Here is a 20,277-nt window from a genome sequence, read left to right as displayed (position 1 = left end):
AATGGTTTACCAATCCGGCTTCCATTTTTCTAACAGGCTTTTGGGTACGGTTACTTTTTTATAAATTTTGCCCGAATAATTTTTATTCAGCATTTTCAGAGTATCATTTTGAATTGTTCCTTCGCTATCGCTAATATATAATGTACAATCCCCTATAGTGGCTATCCTGATTTTGAGAACCTTTCCGTTCATATTATAATAGCCCATTTTTGCTTTTACCGGATTAAAAAAGTCTCTTTGTAATGCCGATGTATCTGTCTTTGGAATAATAAACACTCCCAATTTACCATCCTGGTAAAATTTCAGATAGGAAACATAAGGGTAACTATTATTTACATCCTTTTCATAATATGTGTATTCTTTTGTCAGGCTGTTAATATTGAAACCGGCTTCTGCTTTATACAAAGCCATAGTATCAATTTTACTATAGTCGATGGTACTATTTTTCAATTTAGCAATTGCTTTCCTCGGCAGTCCATAATCCGACAATTTGCCATTATAGCAACAGCCTGAAACAGTCAACAGCAGTATAAAGGCCACCGACACTCTGGTTACCATGATGTAAATATATTTTGTGTTCTATACTGACCATAGCCTTTCCAGTCCCATGACTGGTTTTCAAACCCCATTTGTCTTTTATCAAAAATAGATTTCCCGTTAAACCATGGTATTCTAAGGTTATGTATCGCCTGATCCTGAATAGCATGACGAATGTGCTCGCTATTCACTCCAACTCTATACCCTTTATAGCCTACAGTGAGCGCGCCAAGTCTGTATTTTGGTCCTTCTTCTTTTGCTAATCCATTAGGCATTCTTCTGCCAAAATCGTCTACACACAAAGGGTCTCTATGGGTCTTTACCGAGCCATCTTCTCCTTCATAATCCCGATATCCTGTCATTAAATTAAATCCGGCTGTAAAATCACCCAAGGATAAATTCAGTGCTGCAGTCCTATAACTATCTCCTCCATCTCCTAAACCGCCTATTGAACCGTCATTTTCATACATTACTCTGAAATCGCCAAAATGAAGACCTACAACGCCGGTTCTTTGGGCAAAATCACCTTCCCATTTATTAAATCCTAAACTAAATCCGTTTTTCCCGTTATCATAACTGGCTAAAATTGATTTTCTGATTTCATATCCATTTTTCCCTAATCCGTTATAATTACTATTACTCATAATACCAATCCCTCCCGAAAGGCTAAAATCGCCATTACTGAAAGTTGCGCTTAAATTAACACCCACACCGGATGTATTTCCAAAAGCAATTGCCGGTGAAATGCTAAATGAGAAATTATTGATCTGAATACCTATAGGCGGATACAGCAAACTAATTGCCGAACTGGCAGCAGATGTGGCCAGGAAATCCCACATCGGGGCATTCAGGGAGCCGCTTCCGGCGGTAATCCCCGATGAGCTTCCGGCGGTATTATAGGCAACCCAGCCGACAGCTGCACTGATAAGTCCGGATTGTACAGAACTCCATCCCCATTGCCCGGTTTGAATACCACTTGAAACATAACCAACAACAAAACTCACCGCAGCCACTATTAAATCGTCCCATCCGAACCATTCTCCGTTATAATCGGCATATTTTAACGGATTGTTCCAGCAATAGGCATACCTGTTATAACTCTGCGTATTATTGGGATCCTGTACGTAGTTATCCGGCGACAGAAAACGGTGCAATCTAGGATCATACAGCCTTGCGTTCATATTAATCAGCCCCACTCCTAACAAGTGTTCATGACCGATATATCCCCTGTCCAGCAGCAGTCCGTCGGATGTCGTTGGAACAGTCGTGGAACCTGCTATATTGTTATATTTTATCAAAGCACCCCAGGCATCAAAAAGTCGTTTTTCCAGAACCTGTCCGTTAGCATTTGTTATTGCTAAAATACTTCCCTGATAATCCCTGTGCAGGTAAAGGTAATTTTGAGTTGTTCCGTCACTTTTTAAAACTACCGGAGCCGTATAGGCATTACCGCCTATATAGGTTATAAACTCAACGGTATCAGTGAGCAGGTTTCGTTTTATCTCCATACTGCCGTCGGCAGAATAGAATTTCCTGTATTTCCTTGCTGTTTTATCAGCTTCTAAACCGCCATAATACATTGTACATCTGCCATCGAAGGCATTATACTGGTAATCTATATTTTCCTTTCCTTCTTCCGTTATCCAAACAGGGCTTTTAAAAGCATTATACCCTATATTCTGTTCCCTTCCATTATAATATGCCGTTGTTGCAGCATCTGCAAGTGTTACGGAACTGGCCTGATACGGACTTGAAACACCACTTGTGCTATTAATAACATTGTAATTATACGTTCCGATATTGTTCGCTGTTATCCTGCCACGATCGTCATAGCTCTGAGTTACATAAACCCCATTAGCGTCTTTATACTTGATTAACCGATCCTGTTGGTCGTAGGCATTTGAAAAATCTTCACTCCAGCCAAACATACTGTTCGTTCTGCTTAATAAATTACCCCGCTGCGGATCAAATGCTGTGGTAAGCGTCATGAACGGAACTGCCGAAGAATAACTTCCATTTGCTGTTCTGTAACTTGTTGATGCCGGTAGTCCATAGGTGTCATAACTATGTGTCTCCTGACCAACAAAGCTACCGTTATCATATCCGTACTGTGCAGTAAGTAATTGTCCTCTTTCGTTTACAGTATTGGCCTGCCATAAAACCTTCTGCGTTGCATCGTCTACAATCTGGTAATGATAGCCATTTTTATAGGTTTTCTTGATCCATTTATCCGAACGCTTTAAATCGGAAGTATTGATTGCGGTATATAATTCTTTTTCCGGACGGCCAAAAGCATCAAACTGGGTCGCTTGCTGGTAATAGGCCAGATAACCGCTTTCATCCTTAAAGTTCAGTCTTTTGTATTGGTCATAACCGTAAGAATAATTTATCACATACCCTTCTGAAAGATTTTCAAACTTCACTGCTGTCAGCAATTTTGTAGCAGGATCATACGTATTTGTGGTTTTGGAATTGGTATTATCCCCATTAATACCTACAATCGTTTTCCAGTTAACTTTTCCAACGGCATCAAGATCATAAGTTGTAATTCCTTTTGGTGTTTTCTCCGTCAGGGTTTCTCCAAAATCGTTATAGGTATATTCATACGTTCCCGCAGCCGGATCTGTTAAGGTCTTTTTTCTTCCCCAATTGTCCAATGTTATCGTTGTAATCACCCCTCCGTAATCTGACGTTTTTAAATTCCCGTTGGCAAAATAGGTGTAATTAATCGTTCCTCCCGGAGCATCAGTCATAGCAACCACACGTCCGATGGCATTTTTAACCGATGTTTTGGTTTTCACCCCATCATTAATTGTTGTGGTTAAACCGGCATAAGTCATCGTAATCGTTTTACCGGTATAGGCTATATTTTTACTTACTCTTCCATACATGTCATATTGCGTTTCGTTCCATTGCGTTGCTCCGGAATTACCGGTGGCAGGGTCTCCGAAATACAGTTCACTCACCTTGAAATTTCTATCGTAGATATCATATAAATAATCGATACAGGCCCAATTTCCGTTTATATTTTTCGCTCCCGATTTAATTTTCCTTCCCAAATCGTCATAAACTTCATTACTGGCACTGCCATCATCAGGTGTTTTGGTTTCAGTTATAAACGTTTTTTCCGCATTTTTAGAATAGGTATAATTCTTGGAAACACCTAAATAATCTGTGGTCTTTATTTTTTTAAGCCATTTGTCATAGAAAAATTTCGTTTGCAGTAAATATGGGTTCTTCTCCCAATTCAGGACACCATTACTTGTATTGAATTCAAATTCTGAAATCAGATTCTCCGTATCATAGCTTTTTATCAGGAAACGTCCCGACGGATCATAATCGTATTTTGTTTCCCTCGGAGTAAGGGATCCAGCCGTTACTTTTTTCTTTTTGATGTTCCCGAAAGAATCATATTCATTATCCTCAGTAACATGAGGCGTACTGTTTATTTTTTTCTTTACCTGTGTGAGCAGGTTATTTGTATAGGTGTACAATTCTTCCGAACTGCTGGTATCTTCATTCGGTAATCCCTGACCGGGATATATGGTTATCGCCTGAGTTTTGCTCATGGGTCTTCCGATAATATGAGGCGTTACGGAAGGAGCATTATAAGCTATTGAACCTACAGCTGTTTGCTCGTGTACATTTTCTTTGTATAGTTTTGTTACGGATGTTACAGGATTATTGTATGCATCATAAGTAGTTTCCGTTTCACTACGGGTATTATCTAATCCGTTAAAGTTCTGAGTAATGGTACTTTTTAATTTGTAAACTTTATTAAACTGTAATGGATCCTCAAATACGCCATTGACCATATTATATGTATTGCTGCTTTTTGAGATATAATTTGTTATGGGTGCTAAATCACCCGGAAGAACAATACCCGGCAGGGAATAGTTTTCAATATTTGTTCCTCTTAAACCAATATCATTTTTAGAAACAGTCGAAATGATTTGCGTACCGTTATCATCAAACCAGTTTGTACGCATTACACTACGAAATCCAAGAAATCCAAGTCCCTCAAGATTTGTTACTGCTCCATAATATTTGAACAATTGCTTTTTATAAACCGATTTACTGACTTTTTCAAGTTGTGATACAATCTGAAAAGTCGGAGCCATAATAATATCGGTATTAGGATAATTTTCGGTATAACCGCTGGCTCTGTAAGGAATGTCATATCCGTTTTGAGATGTGGTTGCTCCTACCAAAGGACTATAACTAATAATCTCCTTAACGCCGTTTCCGGTAGTGATTGCTCTTAATAACCGTTCTTTACCAAAATCTTTCTGAGATTTAAAATAATGCAGCTTATTATAATTTGCAAAGGCAATTTCCAATTTCTTATTGGGCTGATTTGATGTATAAAAAATCGGAAGAGCAAATTTGTTAATTCCTGGTATATTTCCTGTATTTCCGGCATAATACTGCCCGTATACCTGACCAAAGACTCCATTTTTATTTATAAAAGGACGAACTCTTATATTTCCTAATCCGGAACTGCTTGTTGAATCGCCGCTACAAGTAACATAAAGTATATCTGTTTTTCCATCATTATTAATATCCGATGGAATATAATGGTAGATGTCTATTCCATAAGGAGTCCAATATTCTAATCCGGGATAACTTTGATTTTCCTCAATAAACGCTGTTCCGGTGGAAGTATATTTATACCAATATGAGGATGACGAAGCATTCCCGTTAGGAAGCATGAAATCCGTTTTTCCGTCTCCGTTATAGTCCCCGAATAAAACTATTTTTGTCGGATTTTTAATGACTGTACTCCATAACAATACAAGCTGATTATCACTATTCAGCGTATACACCTTGGCAGAATAATTAGCATTATTGCCATCTATAAACAATATATCTGTTTTTCCATCACCGTTAAAATCCCCGGTTTCAAGTTTATCTTCAGATGAAACATTGGCAATAACCCCTGCAAGGTTCATATAATTTGTCGTTTTCCTTCTGTCTAAATCAATAAAATAAGCATTTCTATTGGATGACGTTCCACTCCAGTCTACAGCAATAACATCTGTCAGTCCATCGCCGTTAAAATCGCCACTAAGGTACTTTCGCTTTAATAAATCCGGAAATTGAATTGCTTTTTGATATTGCAGGTAAACCCCATAAGGAGCAAGATAGTACGTATTTATATTCAGATTATTGATATAGGGTACCATCGGTGCGCTCTGAACTGCTGTCATACCCTGAAACGGAGCCAGCTTGTTGTTCCATGTTAACCATGTTGATGGAAAAATTTCTTCAAAAGATCCACAAGGCACCTCCCATCCCATGTTTAACGATCCGCCGGCTATTTCTGTAAAAAGCCAGAATTTTTTCTTGGCATTATCCCCGTTTGTCGGATATAATAAAAAATCCATATTGCCATCACCGTCAAAATCTCCGGAAACCGTTGCCGAATTATCCACTCTTATACTACCAACAGACAAACTTGTTGTCATAGCACTATATGCAATAGATTCAGGTGTATTATCATAACTAAAAACTGTAGGATTGTAACCTGCTGAATTATCTCCGCACTTTTCGGTAATGCTGATCAGTCTTTCATACCCCAATGAGGTAATATCATGAGCCAAATAATAGTTTCGGAATCCGATCCCGTTTCCAATAACTTTAATTTCTTTAAGTATTTTGTCATTCAGAATATTTTGCCCTCCAATATAAGCTTGTTCCGGTCGCTGCCGGTTTTGATATACAAACTGTATTTCGTTTATGGGAGCAATGGTTCCCATAGTTCCATATTTTATACTGGCTATCCTTAAATTATTGTTTTCCAGCACATAACTATAACTAATGCGTACTCCCTGTGGATTTTCCCAATACTTCAAGGCCCAGGTGGTGGTGGACACATGAGTAGAAAAGCCACCATATATGGCAACAGACCCGTCAGGATATTCAACCTTAAACTCCGCCACACTTACCGGACTGTTTGTTATATTATAAGAAGTAACCTTAATATTGGAGAAATTTTCGGTTTCATATTTTACTCCCTGTCCACCTCCGGGTTTATAATAATTTCCGCCATCTTTAGGGATTAATCTTTGTCCATCTAATGCAAACCGATCGCCGGTACCGCCATTAATTACACTAATATTATTGTCATGAAATTTATTAGAAGGAATTCTTGTAATACTGGAAATCCCTGTTATATTCCAGCCATAACCAGCAAGTCCATTTCCTTCCTGACTACTATAAGTTAAACTAATCTGGGGAACCACTCCGTTAATTCCCGGCGGAACTGCTATAGGTATATTATAGGTTGCCGCTCCTGTTAATGAAACCGACAATGCTCCTTCAGTAATTCCCACTTCTGCTGAGTTACCAGTAGGTCCGGGAAAGCTTGGCGTTAGTGTTGTCGTTGCATCCATCTGCCCCTCTTCGATAGTAGTGGATTTTCTTTCAATAGGCCTGGTTCCGGCAACTTTTGTTCCGCCTAAATCCTGAGCATTAACAGCCAAACAACAAACAATACTTAATGTGGTAAATATAATTTTTCTCATTACTTATCTTTTCAAAATTTTCAAATCTTTCCTTTCGCCGTTATTATATAGTATTGCTACTATATACATTCCTCCCGGATAATCCGAAAATGGAATACGCTGCAAATTATCGGTCTTAAAATCAGTGAATTTTTGAAGTAATGCCCCGTTCATGTTGTAAACCGAAATATTCTCAACTTTTTTATCTTCTATTAAAATCCATTTTACATATAATTCCTCCTGAACCGGATTCGGATAGTAGAAAATTTTATCGGAGATATCGCTTTTAATTAAATCTGCAGCTGTCAGATCCGATTTATTAATTGCTTGTTTTCCTGTACTGCAATTAATACAAATGGCTCGTTTAATCTGGTTTCCGGCCGCATCGTAAGTAAAAAGTATTCTATCGTTCTGTGCGTTTAAGAGCACTCCGTTAAGAATTAATAAAAAAAGAAGAAGCTTTTTCATGCCAACTTGTTATTTGTTAATTTTAACGTAAATCTAATTTATTTTGTTGTAATTTTCTTATATATTTTAAATTATTTAAAATTTTTCATACTTTTTTAAATCTACCAACAAATCATCACTAATAATTACAAATAAAACACCCGTTAAAATAACTGTTGTATTTGCTTACAACACCTCATAAATTCACAATACGTTATATTAAATCCGTAAAAAAATCCCGACAGTAGTACTATCGGGATTTTATATAGCTTTAAAAGCCCTGGCTTTTTATTTAATCTCTCGGATACCTTTTATAAAAATCCATTTCATAAAAAGTTTTTCGCCGTCATTGGTTTTAACAGCCTGAAATTTTGGTGCCAGCAAGGTTGATACTACAAAAGCCGTAACCGGAATCCAGAATCCCTGCAGGTTAGTATAGGCGTCTATTAAAAAACGAAACAATATAAAACAGCAAATCCTGTTAAATCCAAGTACCGGCAAACGGTTCAAAATAATTTTGAGTGCTCTTAAAGTAGTAACGTATTTTACGGTCTTTTTGGGTCTCTACAGTATAACTCTCTTTTATAGAAATGATTTTTTCCTGTGATGTACACGAAAATAAAAACAATACCAATAAAAATAGTAATCTTTTCATCCGGAGTAATAAGAATTTCTAATTGGTCTTTGTTAATGTGACGTTGGTTGGTATTGTAAAGGTACTTGGCTGATCCATCCCACGCATTCCTTGGGGTAATGTAACTTTCCATTGTGCCGTATTTGGATTAGCAGGATTTATTCTCATGTCCAAATCTCCCATTACTCCTGTCGGGTAATTCGGATTTAAAGCACCTGCAACATCGTAAACAAACCCCGACATTATAAACGATTCGATTGGTTGATTGGCTGTCACAATGGTCGGCCATGGTGTAATTGAATTGCCAATGTTTTTTTGTGAGGTATAAATTATCTGCTCGTTCGGCTGACCGTAATTTTGTACAAGCTTGTAATGCCCTCGCAATTCGTCTGTATAATATTTCGGGGCTTCCTCAGTATAATCAACTTTGGTTTCTTTCCAGAACCGTATAACAAAGGTTTGATTGGCGTTCTGGTAAATCCATGTGCCAATGAATGGCGTAAAATAGTTGTTGATGTCCTTGTAGTAATAAATGAATAAAGAGCTTTTTTTGAAGTTTGGATTATAGTGTTGCCGCATTTCTTCCACTTTTTCTACTTGGCCATAAGAGAAAGAAGCAACGAATAATAGCAAACCAAGACTGAATATTTTTCTCATGGTGTATATGTTTAATTTGGACATGGTTTTTTAATTATGTTTGATGTCTTGCTTTCAAGTTCCAGTTTTTGGAAATATTTCATCAACTTTAAATAGCTCAAAAAATTTGGGCTAACTTTATATATCTAATTGACCTTTGTTAATGTGACATTGGTTGGTATTGTGAATATACCTGTATTAGCCGAATTATGAAGACCGGACGGAAGTGTAATATTCCATTGCGCGCTGTTTGTATTGGATGGGCTGATACTCATTTTAAGTATGCCTTTTAAACCAAGTGGATTATCATCCGTATAAGGTGTATTCACGTCATAAATAGTACCATCCAAGAGATATTGTTGTAATGGCGCACCAAATATAATCGTCACCCAAGGGGTTATTGAATTTCCTGCATTGATTTGAGATGTATATATGATTTGTTCATTTGTAGCCCCATAATTTTGAACCAGTTTGTAATGTCCGATCAATTCATCCATGAAATATTTTGAATTACCACTGGATTGATAAAGTACCTTTTCCTGCTTAGTGAATTGCACAACGAAGGTTTGACTGCCGTTTTGATAAATCCACTTACCTATGAATGGAGTAAAGTAATCATTAATATCCTTATAGTAATAAGTGAGCAGAATACTCTTTTTAAAATTGGGATTGAAATATTGGCTAATTGCTTCAATTTTTTCCTGTTGTGCCTGTACGGACAAAGAAAAAAGAAAAAACAACACACTAAATTTAAATATTTTTTTCATAATTGAATATTTTAGTTGGAACAAGGCTTTTTAATAATATTTGATGTTTTGCTATCAAATTCCAGTTTTTGAAAATCTGAAAATGTTGCATCAACTTCAAATAAATTAAGTCCTAACTTGGCTTCTTTTATAAACTCTAAAAATGATTTTTTATCATCTTCGACATTTGAATTTACTTTAATGGTTCCATTGGCTCCATAATATTTTTTAAATAGTTTTTCCATTTCTGCAATTTTTTTCATGTCCAGTATGGTTCCTTGTGCATTGGTGCGTGGATACCTAAAACTGTCAATACAGAGTGTGCAATCAATTGTAAGAGCATATCTTGTTCCATCTGCTGTTATAACATAGAAAACAAAATCACCTGTATCAATTTTATCATTTTGTACCAAGCGACTTAAAACAGCCATATCATCCCACGAAAATATAGAATATGTGCCGTTTCCATTTCCTCCGTATGCATCATGCGTATGTGCCAGCATCACGTATTTTTGACTTGGATTCATATTAATATCAATCATACCGCCAATACCCTGCGGAATTGTCTGTACGGGATTGGATGTTTGTATTGTTGCTGATTTATCAATAAATATGCCGTTTTCGTTACTTTGTGATGTTGTTCCTGCAAGGTCGATAAGTTTTTCTTTCAGGTTCGGAAATTTTTCCAATTGCTTCGTAATCGTTTTGCATCCTGACGGTGGAGCAGTACTTTCAATTTCGTCTAATATGGGTGCTGTTACAACTGGAGGATTTGTATTGCTATTACTACCGCCGCTTCCGCCGCCGGAATGACCACCACCAGTATTTCCACCTGTTGAGCCGCCATCACCACCCAAGCCGCCGCCAAAACCACCGTCCCCCGAACCACCCGCACCACTATTGCCACCACCGCCTATAGACATACTGCAATCCACAGTCGTAACTGAAAAAAGGTGACTTGAGTCATTGCAATACTGTGTAGCTACATGCGGTTCTGTTGACCCTCCTGCTGTCCATGCCTGATTGCACATCCAAACAGTTGCCGTTACGCAATTTAATTCTTTTGCAGTTGGCGTGATGTCATATTCAATCTGCTTAATATTAACCGTGCCTTTGAAATGAAAAGAATGATGTTCCTCACTTGGTGTTAATGGTACTGTAGGTGTGTATTTGACAAGATACGCATTCGCCTGATTCAATGAATCCATACTAATGACAAGGTTTTCAAAAAAAGTGGGATTGCTGATTTCGCGTTTGATCTGAAATGTATAGGTGGTATATGCATCGTCCTGAATCACTTTAGCAATATCAGGCATAATCGAAAATCCGTGTGTATCTTCCATAACAGTTTTTTCGATACTTCCTTTTTTCTGTTTCCCTTTATTTAGTTTTGAAAGGGCTGTACTAAATTGTTCTTCTTTCAGCAGCATATCAAACGTACTGTTTCTTATGCTTATCTTTTCCTGATAGCTTTTCTTGTTGATTGCATCCCGTTCCAGTTCGCAACCGAACAGGACAAATACAATCAAAATCATTACAGGAAAACAGGCGTGTAATTTTCTATGGCTCATTTTCTTAAATTATTAATAATCGCAAATATTATGTTTCTCCAGATAAAAATATTTATGGCTTTCCGTAAAATATTGCAATACGTATAAAAATACGTATTTATAAGCATGCGTCTTACGGACTTTTGGTGTTTTATTTACGGATATTGATACTATAAAACTATGTATTTATGACCTGGATTTTCGGTTTAGCTCTAAAAAGAAATAATTTAAAATGCAAAACGGATATATCGGTCTATACGTGTCTATAGTAACCAGTCTGTATGAAGTTGAGGGCGATACAAAACAATTCGCCTCCTGCCAGTATTAAAATCAATCAGGTTAAGAATAAAACCCCGATTATAAAAAGTATCGGGGTTTTCGTTTGAATAGAGTAATGAATAATTTCGATTGTCTTCAATAACATTTCAACATATAATTACAAACTATTTATAAAAAGTTTTGAAGATAAAAACAAAAATCCCGACAGCAGTACTATCGGGATTTTATATAACTTTAAAAGCCTTGGCTTTTTATTTAATCTCTCGGATACCTTTCATAAAAATCCATTTCATAAAAAGTTTTTCGCCGTCATTGGTTTTAACAGCCTGAAATTTTGGTGCCAGCAAAGTTGATACTACAAAAGCCGTAACCGGAATCCAGAATCCCTGCAGGTTAGTATAGGCGTCTATTAAAAAACGAAACAATATAAACAAAACAGCAAATCCTGTTAACTGAAATATAAAAGCTTTTACTTGTGGTTTCATAGCCATACTATAGGTTTTTATTCGTTATTCTGATTTTGAAATTTTGTTCTTTTGCTGCCTTCATACATTTCGTATTTTACGAAACGGGTTTCCAGCTTACCGTTAAACAGCTTGATTTTACGCGAAGGTTTTAAACCTACGAACTTCAGGGCTTCAATATTAGCGGTGATAAACCAGGCGTGTGTTCCCGGATAATTTTGCTTTAAGGTATCGCCGATTTCCCTGTAAAAACGTTCCATGTCGATATCCAGTCTTTCGCCGTAAGGCGGATTGAACACCATGTGCAACGGTCCGCGGGTTTCTTTTTCGGTTTCAAAAAAGTTTGCCTGCGAAATGGTTACATAATCATCCAGGTTGGCATTAATAATATTGTCTTTTGCTTTGGCAACTGCCGAAGGCGCCTTGTCGTATCCTTTGATTGTATAATGGAATTCCCGGGTTTTTTTCATCAAAGAATTCATGATCTGATCGAACAAATCATTGTCCCAGTCATTCCAGCGTTCGAAAGCAAATTCCTTACGGTTAATGTTTGCCGGAATATTACAGGCAATCATTGCTGCTTCTGCCACTATGGTACCACTACCACACATCGGGTCTAAAAAATCGCCCTGCCCTTCCCAACCGGAAAGCAACAGCATTCCTGCTGCCAGTACTTCATTAATCGGTGCAATATTCGTTGCGGTCTTGTATCCTCTGTGGTGTAACGAATCCCCGGAACTATCTAAAGCAACCGAGCACTGGTCGTTTTGAATGTGAATATTAATTCTCAGATCCGGAAAATCCTTGTTGATATTCGGACGTTTTCCGAATTTTTCACGAAACTGATCCACAATAGCATCTTTTACTTTCAGTGATACAAACTGCGAATGGTTAAAATAATCCGAATGCAGAGTTACATCCACAACAAATGCCTGGTGAACAGACATATACTGCGACCAGTCAACACCCTGAATTCCTTTGTACAGACTCTGTTCGTTAAACGCACGAAAATGATAAATCGGTTTTAAAATCTTTAAAGCCGTGCGCAACGCCAGGTTTGCCTTATATAGGAAGCCTTTATCTCCGACAAAACTAACCATACGGGTTCCTTGTTCCACTTTCTGCGCTCCAAGAACCGCTAATTCTTTGGCTAATATTTCTTCAAAGCCAAAAAAAGTTTTGGCTACCATTTTAAAGTCTTTCATTCTCTACTAAAATTCCTATAAACAAATCATAATTTCAAAATCAAATACTGCAATTACTGCAATTTTGGAATTACATCCGCAAAAATACACTAAATTTGTTGGCTTGTGTAAAACTTATTACACTTTCGTTTACCACACTCAATAATTATTAATTTTAATTAGTACGCTGATTAAACTATTTTGAAATTCTAAAAAAATGCAAAAAGATACAACTACCTGGTATGCTTCCTGGTTTGACACCCCTTATTATCACATACTGTATAAGGATCGTGACTACTCTGAAGCGCAAGTATTCATGGATAACCTGACCCACTACCTTAACCTGCCGGAAAATGCTAAAATCCTTGATTTAGCCTGCGGTAAAGGACGTCATTCGGTTTATCTGAATCAGCTGGGTTATGATGTGACTGGAGCCGATTTATCCGAAAACAGCATTAAAAGCGCTTCCCAATACACCAACGACACGCTGCATTTTCAGGTACACGACATGCGTCTGCCTTTTGAACAAAAATTTGATGCTATTTTTAATCTTTTTACCAGCTTCGGCTATTTTGAAAGTGACGCCGACAACCTGACTACGCTACAGGCAATTAAAGACAGCTTATCGGAATATGGTTTTGCCGTTATTGATTTTATGAACGTAACACATGTGGTCAATAACCTGGTGCCGGAAGAAGTAAAAACAGTGGAAGGCATCGATTTCCACATTCAGCGTTATGAAAAGGACAATCATATTTATAAAGAAATCCGCTTTGAAGACAATGGCGAACAGTTCCATTTTACAGAAAAAGTAAAGGCACTTACACTTGCCGATTTTGAAGCCATGATGGAAGAGGCTGGTATATTCTTACTGGATGTATTTGGCGATTACAAACTGCGTAAATTTTTAAAAAACGATTCCGAACGACTTATAATGATTTTCAAATAATATGCTATACTTAATTCCTTTACTATCGGTAATTATAGGGTATGTTGCGGCAACCTTTTTCCGTCCGAAAAATAAACAGAATCTAAAGTTATTATTAGCGTTCAGCGGCTCATTCCTGCTGGCGCTGACGGTTTCCCATTTGCTGCCGGAAGTTTATGAAGCCAGCAATCACGCCCACGAAGGCCACGATCACGCCCACAGTCCTGTCGGGATTTTTATCATGATCGGGATTGTCTTCCAGATCGTACTGGAATATTTTTCGAAAGGTGCCGAACACGGGCATGTTCACGGACATGAAACCATGCACCACATTCCGTGGTCGTTATTCATCAGTTTGTGTTTACACGCCTTACTGGAAGGTTTACCGGTAAGCCATCACCATGATTTAGCCTGGGGAATTGCCATTCACCATTTCCCGATAGCGATTATATTAACCACCTTTTTTATCAATTCGCACCTGAATAAAACGGCCATCTTTATTTTCATGATGGTATTTGCCTCCATGACACCACTGGGAACCCTTTTAGCAGGATATTTACCGTTTATCAGCGAATATTACAGTCAGATTACCGCTATTGTAATTGGTATCTTATTCCATATTTCGTCCACTATTATTTTTGAAAGCAGCGAAGGCCATAAATTCAATATGGCTAAGTTAACGGCCATTATATTAGGGATAATCCTGGCTTATTTTATGTAAATTTGATAACTGGTAATAAAAAGGCAAAAGCAATAAATAAAAGGCAATAGGCAAAGGGCAATTAACCCTCTTGTTAGCCTGATCAATAAAATATAGCAATACTATTAATTTCGTTTCACCAATGTCATTTACACGCATCACCGAGCAAGCTTCGAAATATGAACATTTAGAAAAAATGTCCGTTTCGGAATTACTGACAAACATCAACAACGAAGACAAAACCGTTCCTTTGGCTGTTGAAAAAGCCCTGCCGCAAATTGAAGTTCTGGTAACCGAGATTGTTGCCAAAATGAAAAACGGCGGCCGTTTGTTCTACATAGGTGCCGGAACTTCCGGCCGTTTGGGAATTGTGGATGCTTCCGAATGTCCGCCAACTTTTGGCGTTCCTTTCGACCTGGTAATCGGATTAATAGCCGGTGGCGACACTGCGATCCGGAAAGCGGTGGAGTTTGCCGAAGATGACCGCGAACAGGCCTGGAAAGACCTGTCGGAATGGAACATGACCGAAAACGATGTCGTGATTGGCATTGCCGCTTCGGGAACGACTCCTTATGTAATTGGCGGCCTGGAAAAATGCAATCAGCTGAATATTACCACCGGATGCATTACCTGCAACCAGGGAAGTCCTTTAGCCGAAACGGCAAAATTTCCTGTTGAAGTTGTTGTAGGGCCGGAATTTGTTACCGGAAGCTCCCGTATGAAAGCCGGTACTGCACAAAAACTGGTTTTAAACATGCTTTCTACCGCAACGATGATTCAACTGGGCAAAGTGAAAGGCAATAAAATGGTGGACATGCAGCTGAGCAATCACAAATTGGTAGACAGAGGTATCCGGATGATTATGAGCGAGATTAATGTTACCTATGAAGAGGCGCAAAAACTGCTGGAAGAACACCAGAACGTCCGTAAAGCCATTGACAATTACAATCGTATTTAGCGAAACTTAACACACAAAATCATGCATACCAACAAAAAAGTATTAAGCAGAGGGATCCGGTATCTGGCCGGAGCCTTACCGTTACTGTTTTTAGGACCTGTTATTATCAACAGCTCTTTTAAAAATCAAAATAATCCCTTGTTTTATCCGGTACTTGGTTTGGGGATTTTAGTTTGCATTACCGCAATGTGGTTTATGTTTTTGGGACTGCGAACCATTACCAGTAGCATGTTTGATAAAGAATCATAATCATGGAAATCAACAGCAACTATCTGGAAAGTGTCAAAAAACAGTTTCTATACTACAAGACTATAGGCGAAAAAGCCATGGAGCAGCTGGAACCGGAACAATTCTTTGTTTCTTTAAATGACGATACCAATTCCATTGCCATGATTGTCAAACATCTTTCCGGCAATATGCTTTCCCGATGGACCGACTTCCTGACCACTGATGGGGAGAAAGCGTGGCGCAACCGTGATGAAGAGTTTGAAGAATCGGTTATGACCAAAGAGGAGTTACAGGCAGCCTGGGACAAAGGCTGGAATTGCCTGCTTGACACTTTAAACAGCCTGCAGCCGGAACAGCTTTCGGAAATTATCTATATCCGCAATGAAGGGCATACCGTTACGGAAGCGATCAACCGTCAGTTAGCCCATTATCCTTACCATGTTGGACAAATTGTTTTTTATGCTAAAATGCTGAAAAAAGGAAACTGGGACAGTCTTTCGATTCCTAAAAACAAATCCAACGCCTATAATGCCGAAAAATTCTCCAAAGAGAAAACCATACGAAACTTTACCGACGAAGAGTTAAAAAAATTACAATGAAAAAAACAGCACTACTTTCTTTTATTATTGTTTTTGTTTCCTGCTACAACCAGGAACGTAACTGCAAGGATTTCCGAACCGGAAAATTTGAATTTTCCCAGGAAATAGACGGCAAACACATGACATCCGTATTTGAAAGAACCGACAGCCTGCAAATCGAGACCTTTAACGGAAAAACCGACACGGCTTCCGTTCGCTGGACCAATGATTGTGAATTTGTCCTGCAAAAACTGCATCCGAAGAACATGCAGGATAAAAAAGCCATCAGTATGAAAATACTGACTACCAGCAACAAAGGCTATACTTTTGAGTACTCTTTTGTGGGCGACCCAAAAAAACAGAAAGGAACTGTAACAAAAATCGATTAATTTACGTTTAACAGCTGTATTTTAAACCAAAACCAAATAACAAAAAACTAAAATGGAAGTATTCTTAAATCCGGATGCGTGGATCGCTTTATTAACTTTAACATTCCTTGAAATCGTATTGGGTATTGACAACATTATCTTTATTTCGATCGTTACCGGAAAATTACCGGAAGAGAAACGAAAAAAAGCTACCCGGATCGGATTGTTCTTAGCCATGTTCATGAGAATAGGCTTATTATTCGGGATCACGTTGCTAATTGCCATGAAAGAACCTTTATTCAGCGTAAACTGGGGCTGGTTTAACGGGCATTTTACCGGTCAGGCACTTATTTTATTATTAGGAGGTTTATTCCTGATTTATAAAAGTACCAAAGAAATCCATGAAAAAGTGGACCATAAAGGGGAAGAAGAGCACAACATCAAAACGGCTGCGGCCAAATCGTTTGGAAATGTTATTTTCCAGATATTACTGATTGACCTTATTTTCTCTGTAGACAGTATCCTTACTGCTGTGGGAATGACAAACGGTCTTAACGGTGCCTTAGTTATTATGATTACTGCGGTAATTATTTCGGTTGGTGTTATGATGCTATTCGCAGTTCCTGTTGGAAACTTTGTAAACTCAAACCCTTCCATTCAGATTCTGGGACTGGCATTCTTAATCCTTATCGGTTTTATGCTAATCACGGAAAGTATGCACTTATCGGAGGCTACATTAGCCGGACAGCACATTGGTGCGGTTCCGAAAGGCTACCTCTATTTTGCCATTGCTTTCTCGCTGGCAGTAGAATTTGTCAACATGAAAATCCGCAAACGCAAATAAAAAATAAAAGCCCTCAATTGAGGGCTTTTTTATTAGTCTAACGTCAGCGTAATCTGACCGTCGTCTTCCAATTGTACATTTTCATCCGATAAATCTTCTTCGCCGCGAACTTCAATCTCTTCCGGGATTTCTTCCGCTGGCGGATCATACGGCAGCGATTCCAGCAGGTTAACCTGTTTAAGCTTATCTGTCGTTAGCTGGTTCCCTAAGGCTTTTATACCTTTTACCGCAATGAACTGCTCCAGGTCGATCGTCTGGTTCTCTTTCTGAACACCTTTTACTTTTGCAAAAACAATCTCTGCTACCGGTCTGTAATCGGTCGAAACAATTTCCAGCTGCGAGTTAGGATGCTCGGAAATAAACACCTCTTCTTTATTTTCGTTTTCAATCAGGAATCGTTTCACATAATAGCGTTCCTTTTCGCCGTCATAATAAATTGCCGAAACCGGTTTTTTAGGAACCCATTTTTCCAGTACCACCATATCTTCATCAAAATGCGTGGTAAGCTCCGGTACGATGGTTTTTAGTTTTCCGGACTGATTGATGATCAGCAACCGGTCATTCGGACGGAATTCTCCTAAAAGCTCTCCCCTGCCATCGACATTCAATCGTTGTACGGTATCGTCAAACCAGATGCGTCTTGGTTTTAAGGTAGAAATGCCCTTTTCTTTCAGTTCTATTTTTTTAATCGGATATTTGGTAACGGTATTTCCTTTACTGCCCCGTCCTTTTATGGTCAGGGTTGCAAAATCCAGATCGAATTTCAGTTTTTTAATACTGCCCACCTGACGCAGCAATACGGTCACTACTTCGGCCTCTCCATTCGGATTGTGGGAGAAGTACAACACCTGCGATCCTTTCGTTTCATTCGTAAGATCATACATTTTATCACGGGTTACCCCGGAAACATTAAAACGTTTCACATAGGAAGGTCCGGATTTACCATCGCGGTAAATCATGTTGTATATTGTCCTTTTATCGTTTTTGTCGAATACCGCCACGTGAATAATGTCTTTCCCGATAAACTTTTTATCGTCTACTTTGGAGATCATCATGTTACCGTCGCGAAGGAAAACAATCACATCGTCAATATCGGAACAATCCGCAACATACTCGTCTTTTTTAAGTCCGGTACCAATAAACCCTTCTTCACGGTTTACGTATAGTTTTGTATTTCGAAGCACTACTTTCGTCGCTTCAATGGTGTCAAAACTGCGAATCTCGGTCTGGCGTTCTCTTCCTTTTCCGTAACGTTCTTTTAATCGGGTAAAATAGGCAATCGTAAAATCGATCAGGTGTTCCAGATCATATTTTACCTGTGCGATATCTCCTTCCAAAGCTTCGATCTTCTCCTGTGCTTTGTCAATATCGAATTTCGAGATACGCTTGATCCGGATTTCCGTTAAACGAACAATATCTTCTTCGGTTACCGCGCGTTTCAAATGGGTAACGTGTGGTGCCAGCCCTTTATCGATGGCTTTAATCACACCATCCCAGGTTTCTTCTTCCTCAATTAAACGGTAAATCCTGTTTTCGATGAAAATACGTTCCAAAGAAGCAAAATGCCATTGTTCCTCAAGTTCCTCCAACTGGATTTCCAGTTCTCGCTTGAGTAATTCTACCGTTCTGTTTGTTGAGATTTTCAACATTTCAGAAACACCGATAAATAATGGCTTGTTATCCTGGATCACACAGCCTAAAGGCGCCAGAGATGTTTCACAGCCGGTAAAGGCATAGAGCGCATCAATTGTTTTATCCGGTGAAACACCCGGCGGAAGATGGATCAATATTTCAACATCGGCAGCCGTATTGTCTTCAATTTTTTTAACTTTTATCTTCCCTTTTTCATTCGCTTTTAAAATACTGTCAATCAGCGTTGTGGTATTGGTCGAAAAAGGAATCTGGGAAATAACCAGTGTTTGTTTGTCTAATTGTGAAATCTTGGCACGTACGCGTACACGCCCGCCCCTAACACCATCGTTATAGGCCGACATATCGGCGATACCTGCCGTTGGAAAATCCGGATACAGGGTAAACGGTTTTCCTTTTAATATTTTTATCGAAGCATCAATCAGTTCGTTAAAGTTGTGCGGCAGTACTTTTGTAGAAAGACCTACGGCAATACCTTCACCACCCTGTGCCAGCAGTAACGGGAATTTTACCGGTAAATTGATCGGTTCGTTACGACGTCCGTCATAGGACAGCTGCCAGTGGGTAATTTTTGGCGAATACAATACTTCCAATCCGAATTTACTGATACGGGCTTCAATATAACGCGAAGCTGCCGCACCATCACCGGTCAGGATGTTTCCCCAGTTCCCCTGCGTGTCGATCAATAAATCTTTCTGACCAATCTGTACCATCGCATCACCAATACTCGCATCTCCGTGAGGGTGATACTGCATGGTATGTCCTACCACGTTGGCAACCTTATTGTAACGCCCGTCATCCAGCTCTTTCATAGAGTGCATGATACGGCGCTGTACCGGTTTAAAACCGTCTTCAATTGCCGGAACTGCACGTTCCAGGATAACATAGGAAGCATAGTCCAGAAACCAGTCTTTATACATTCCGGTTACTTTCGTAATCGTATCGTTATCAGTTGTTTCCTGATTATTATAAAACTGTTCCCCTTGTGACTGCCCTTCTTCTATTGGATCTAAATTTTCTTCGTCCATTTATATGCTTAA

The 20,277-nt window shown here is 38.7% G+C and carries 17 protein-coding genes; 7 read left to right on the top strand and 10 right to left on the bottom strand.

Features of this window, described 5'->3' with window-relative positions:
• Positions 1-6: 6 nt before the first annotated feature.
• The 9 genes from B3394_RS08585 to B3394_RS08545 all read right to left on the bottom strand — a co-directional run bounded on the left by B3394_RS08585 (position 7) and on the right by B3394_RS08545 (position 13,004).
• Positions 7-558 (bottom strand): hypothetical protein, encoded by a 552-nt coding sequence (locus tag B3394_RS08585; protein WP_286915218.1) that lies wholly within the window; start codon positions 556-558, stop codon positions 7-9.
• Positions 552-7,064, bottom strand: a complete 6,513-nt coding sequence (locus B3394_RS08580; protein WP_286915217.1) for a polymorphic toxin type 23 domain-containing protein — start codon at positions 7,062-7,064, stop codon at positions 552-554. Before B3394_RS08580 ends, B3394_RS08585 begins: the two co-directional genes overlap by 7 nt.
• Before the next feature lie 3 nt (positions 7,065-7,067).
• The gene (locus B3394_RS08575) at positions 7,068-7,511 is read right to left on the bottom strand and encodes a T9SS type A sorting domain-containing protein (protein ID WP_177735698.1); all 444 of its coding nucleotides are present in this window, start codon (positions 7,509-7,511) and stop codon (positions 7,068-7,070) included.
• 267 nt (positions 7,512-7,778) lie between these two features.
• Positions 7,779-8,006, bottom strand: a complete 228-nt coding sequence (locus B3394_RS08570; protein WP_414654266.1) for a hypothetical protein — start codon at positions 8,004-8,006, stop codon at positions 7,779-7,781.
• Between the two features lie 157 nt (positions 8,007-8,163).
• Positions 8,164-8,781, bottom strand: a complete 618-nt coding sequence (locus tag B3394_RS08565; protein ID WP_286915200.1) for a DUF6705 family protein — start codon at positions 8,779-8,781, stop codon at positions 8,164-8,166.
• 125 nt (positions 8,782-8,906) lie between these two features.
• On the bottom strand, positions 8,907-9,527 hold the full coding sequence (locus tag B3394_RS08560; RefSeq protein ID WP_177735704.1) for a DUF6705 family protein: 621 nt from the start codon (positions 9,525-9,527) through the stop codon (positions 8,907-8,909).
• 11 nt (positions 9,528-9,538) lie between these two features.
• The gene (locus tag B3394_RS08555; RefSeq protein WP_286915196.1) at positions 9,539-11,077 is read right to left on the bottom strand and encodes a hypothetical protein; all 1,539 of its coding nucleotides are present in this window, start codon (positions 11,075-11,077) and stop codon (positions 9,539-9,541) included.
• Between the two features lie 509 nt (positions 11,078-11,586).
• Positions 11,587-11,820 carry a hypothetical protein gene (locus B3394_RS08550; RefSeq protein ID WP_177735708.1) on the bottom strand — a complete coding sequence of 78 codons (234 nt, stop codon included), beginning with the start codon at positions 11,818-11,820 and terminating at the stop codon, positions 11,587-11,589.
• Positions 11,821-11,837: 17 nt separating this feature from the next.
• The gene (locus B3394_RS08545; RefSeq protein WP_286915189.1) at positions 11,838-13,004 is read right to left on the bottom strand and encodes a THUMP domain-containing class I SAM-dependent RNA methyltransferase; all 1,167 of its coding nucleotides are present in this window, start codon (positions 13,002-13,004) and stop codon (positions 11,838-11,840) included.
• Positions 13,005-13,200: 196 nt separating this feature from the next.
• Here B3394_RS08545 and B3394_RS08540 point away from each other — a divergent pair, with 196 nt between their 5' ends.
• The 7 genes from B3394_RS08540 to B3394_RS08510 all read left to right on the top strand — a co-directional run bounded on the left by B3394_RS08540 (position 13,201) and on the right by B3394_RS08510 (position 17,587).
• Entirely contained in the window at positions 13,201-13,932 is a 732-nt protein-coding gene (locus B3394_RS08540) for a class I SAM-dependent methyltransferase (RefSeq protein WP_177735712.1), read from the top strand.
• Position 13,933: 1 nt separating this feature from the next.
• Positions 13,934-14,632 carry a ZIP family metal transporter gene (locus tag B3394_RS08535; RefSeq protein ID WP_273243754.1) on the top strand — a complete coding sequence of 233 codons (699 nt, stop codon included), beginning with the start codon at positions 13,934-13,936 and terminating at the stop codon, positions 14,630-14,632.
• Between the two features lie 121 nt (positions 14,633-14,753).
• Entirely contained in the window at positions 14,754-15,569 is an 816-nt protein-coding gene (gene murQ, locus B3394_RS08530; RefSeq protein WP_177735716.1) for an N-acetylmuramic acid 6-phosphate etherase, read from the top strand.
• Positions 15,570-15,590: 21 nt separating this feature from the next.
• On the top strand, positions 15,591-15,818 hold the full coding sequence (locus B3394_RS08525; protein WP_177735718.1) for a DUF6095 family protein: 228 nt from the start codon (positions 15,591-15,593) through the stop codon (positions 15,816-15,818).
• A gap of 2 nt (positions 15,819-15,820) precedes the next feature.
• Positions 15,821-16,396 carry a DUF1572 family protein gene (locus tag B3394_RS08520; RefSeq protein ID WP_286915174.1) on the top strand — a complete coding sequence of 192 codons (576 nt, stop codon included), beginning with the start codon at positions 15,821-15,823 and terminating at the stop codon, positions 16,394-16,396.
• Entirely contained in the window at positions 16,393-16,764 is a 372-nt protein-coding gene (locus B3394_RS08515) for a DNA topoisomerase IV (protein WP_286915172.1), read from the top strand. Before B3394_RS08520 ends, B3394_RS08515 begins: the two co-directional genes overlap by 4 nt.
• A gap of 52 nt (positions 16,765-16,816) precedes the next feature.
• Entirely contained in the window at positions 16,817-17,587 is a 771-nt protein-coding gene (locus tag B3394_RS08510) for a TerC family protein (protein ID WP_177735724.1), read from the top strand.
• A 32-nt stretch (positions 17,588-17,619) separates the two neighbouring features.
• Here the strand turns inward: B3394_RS08510 and B3394_RS08505 are convergent, their stop codons facing one another.
• Positions 17,620-20,265, bottom strand: coding sequence for a DNA gyrase/topoisomerase IV subunit A (locus B3394_RS08505; RefSeq protein WP_177735726.1), 2,646 nt, complete (start codon positions 20,263-20,265; stop codon positions 17,620-17,622).
• Positions 20,266-20,277 lie beyond the last annotated feature (12 nt).

The sequence above is a fragment of the Flavobacterium sp. UBA4197 genome, from assembly GCF_002379575.1.
In the GTDB taxonomy this organism is placed as follows: domain Bacteria; phylum Bacteroidota; class Bacteroidia; order Flavobacteriales; family Flavobacteriaceae; genus Flavobacterium; species Flavobacterium inviolabile.
This window is presented reverse-complemented; position numbering and strand designations above follow the sequence as displayed.

What these genes read in the sequence shown, in the direction of transcription:
- B3394_RS08585 (WP_286915218.1), bottom strand. Translation starts at nt 558, where the DNA reads ATGGTAACCAGAGTGTCGGTGGCCTTTATACTGCTGTTGACTGTTTCA.
- B3394_RS08580 (WP_286915217.1), bottom strand. Translation starts at nt 7,064, where the DNA reads ATGAGAAAAATTATATTTACCACATTAAGTATTGTTTGTTGTTTGGCT.
- B3394_RS08575 (WP_177735698.1), bottom strand. Translation starts at nt 7,511, where the DNA reads ATGAAAAAGCTTCTTCTTTTTTTATTAATTCTTAACGGAGTGCTCTTA.
- B3394_RS08565 (WP_286915200.1), bottom strand. Translation starts at nt 8,781, where the DNA reads ATGAGAAAAATATTCAGTCTTGGTTTGCTATTATTCGTTGCTTCTTTC.
- B3394_RS08560 (WP_177735704.1), bottom strand. Translation starts at nt 9,527, where the DNA reads ATGAAAAAAATATTTAAATTTAGTGTGTTGTTTTTTCTTTTTTCTTTG.
- B3394_RS08555 (WP_286915196.1), bottom strand. Translation starts at nt 11,077, where the DNA reads ATGAGCCATAGAAAATTACACGCCTGTTTTCCTGTAATGATTTTGATT.
- B3394_RS08550 (WP_177735708.1), bottom strand. Translation starts at nt 11,820, where the DNA reads ATGAAACCACAAGTAAAAGCTTTTATATTTCAGTTAACAGGATTTGCT.
- B3394_RS08545 (WP_286915189.1), bottom strand. Translation starts at nt 13,004, where the DNA reads ATGAAAGACTTTAAAATGGTAGCCAAAACTTTTTTTGGCTTTGAAGAA.
- B3394_RS08540 (WP_177735712.1), top strand. Translation starts at nt 13,201, where the DNA reads ATGCAAAAAGATACAACTACCTGGTATGCTTCCTGGTTTGACACCCCT.
- B3394_RS08535 (WP_273243754.1), top strand. Translation starts at nt 13,934, where the DNA reads ATGCTATACTTAATTCCTTTACTATCGGTAATTATAGGGTATGTTGCG.
- murQ (WP_177735716.1), top strand. Translation starts at nt 14,754, where the DNA reads ATGTCATTTACACGCATCACCGAGCAAGCTTCGAAATATGAACATTTA.
- B3394_RS08525 (WP_177735718.1), top strand. Translation starts at nt 15,591, where the DNA reads ATGCATACCAACAAAAAAGTATTAAGCAGAGGGATCCGGTATCTGGCC.
- B3394_RS08520 (WP_286915174.1), top strand. Translation starts at nt 15,821, where the DNA reads ATGGAAATCAACAGCAACTATCTGGAAAGTGTCAAAAAACAGTTTCTA.
- B3394_RS08515 (WP_286915172.1), top strand. Translation starts at nt 16,393, where the DNA reads ATGAAAAAAACAGCACTACTTTCTTTTATTATTGTTTTTGTTTCCTGC.
- B3394_RS08510 (WP_177735724.1), top strand. Translation starts at nt 16,817, where the DNA reads ATGGAAGTATTCTTAAATCCGGATGCGTGGATCGCTTTATTAACTTTA.
- B3394_RS08505 (WP_177735726.1), bottom strand. Translation starts at nt 20,265, where the DNA reads ATGGACGAAGAAAATTTAGATCCAATAGAAGAAGGGCAGTCACAAGGG.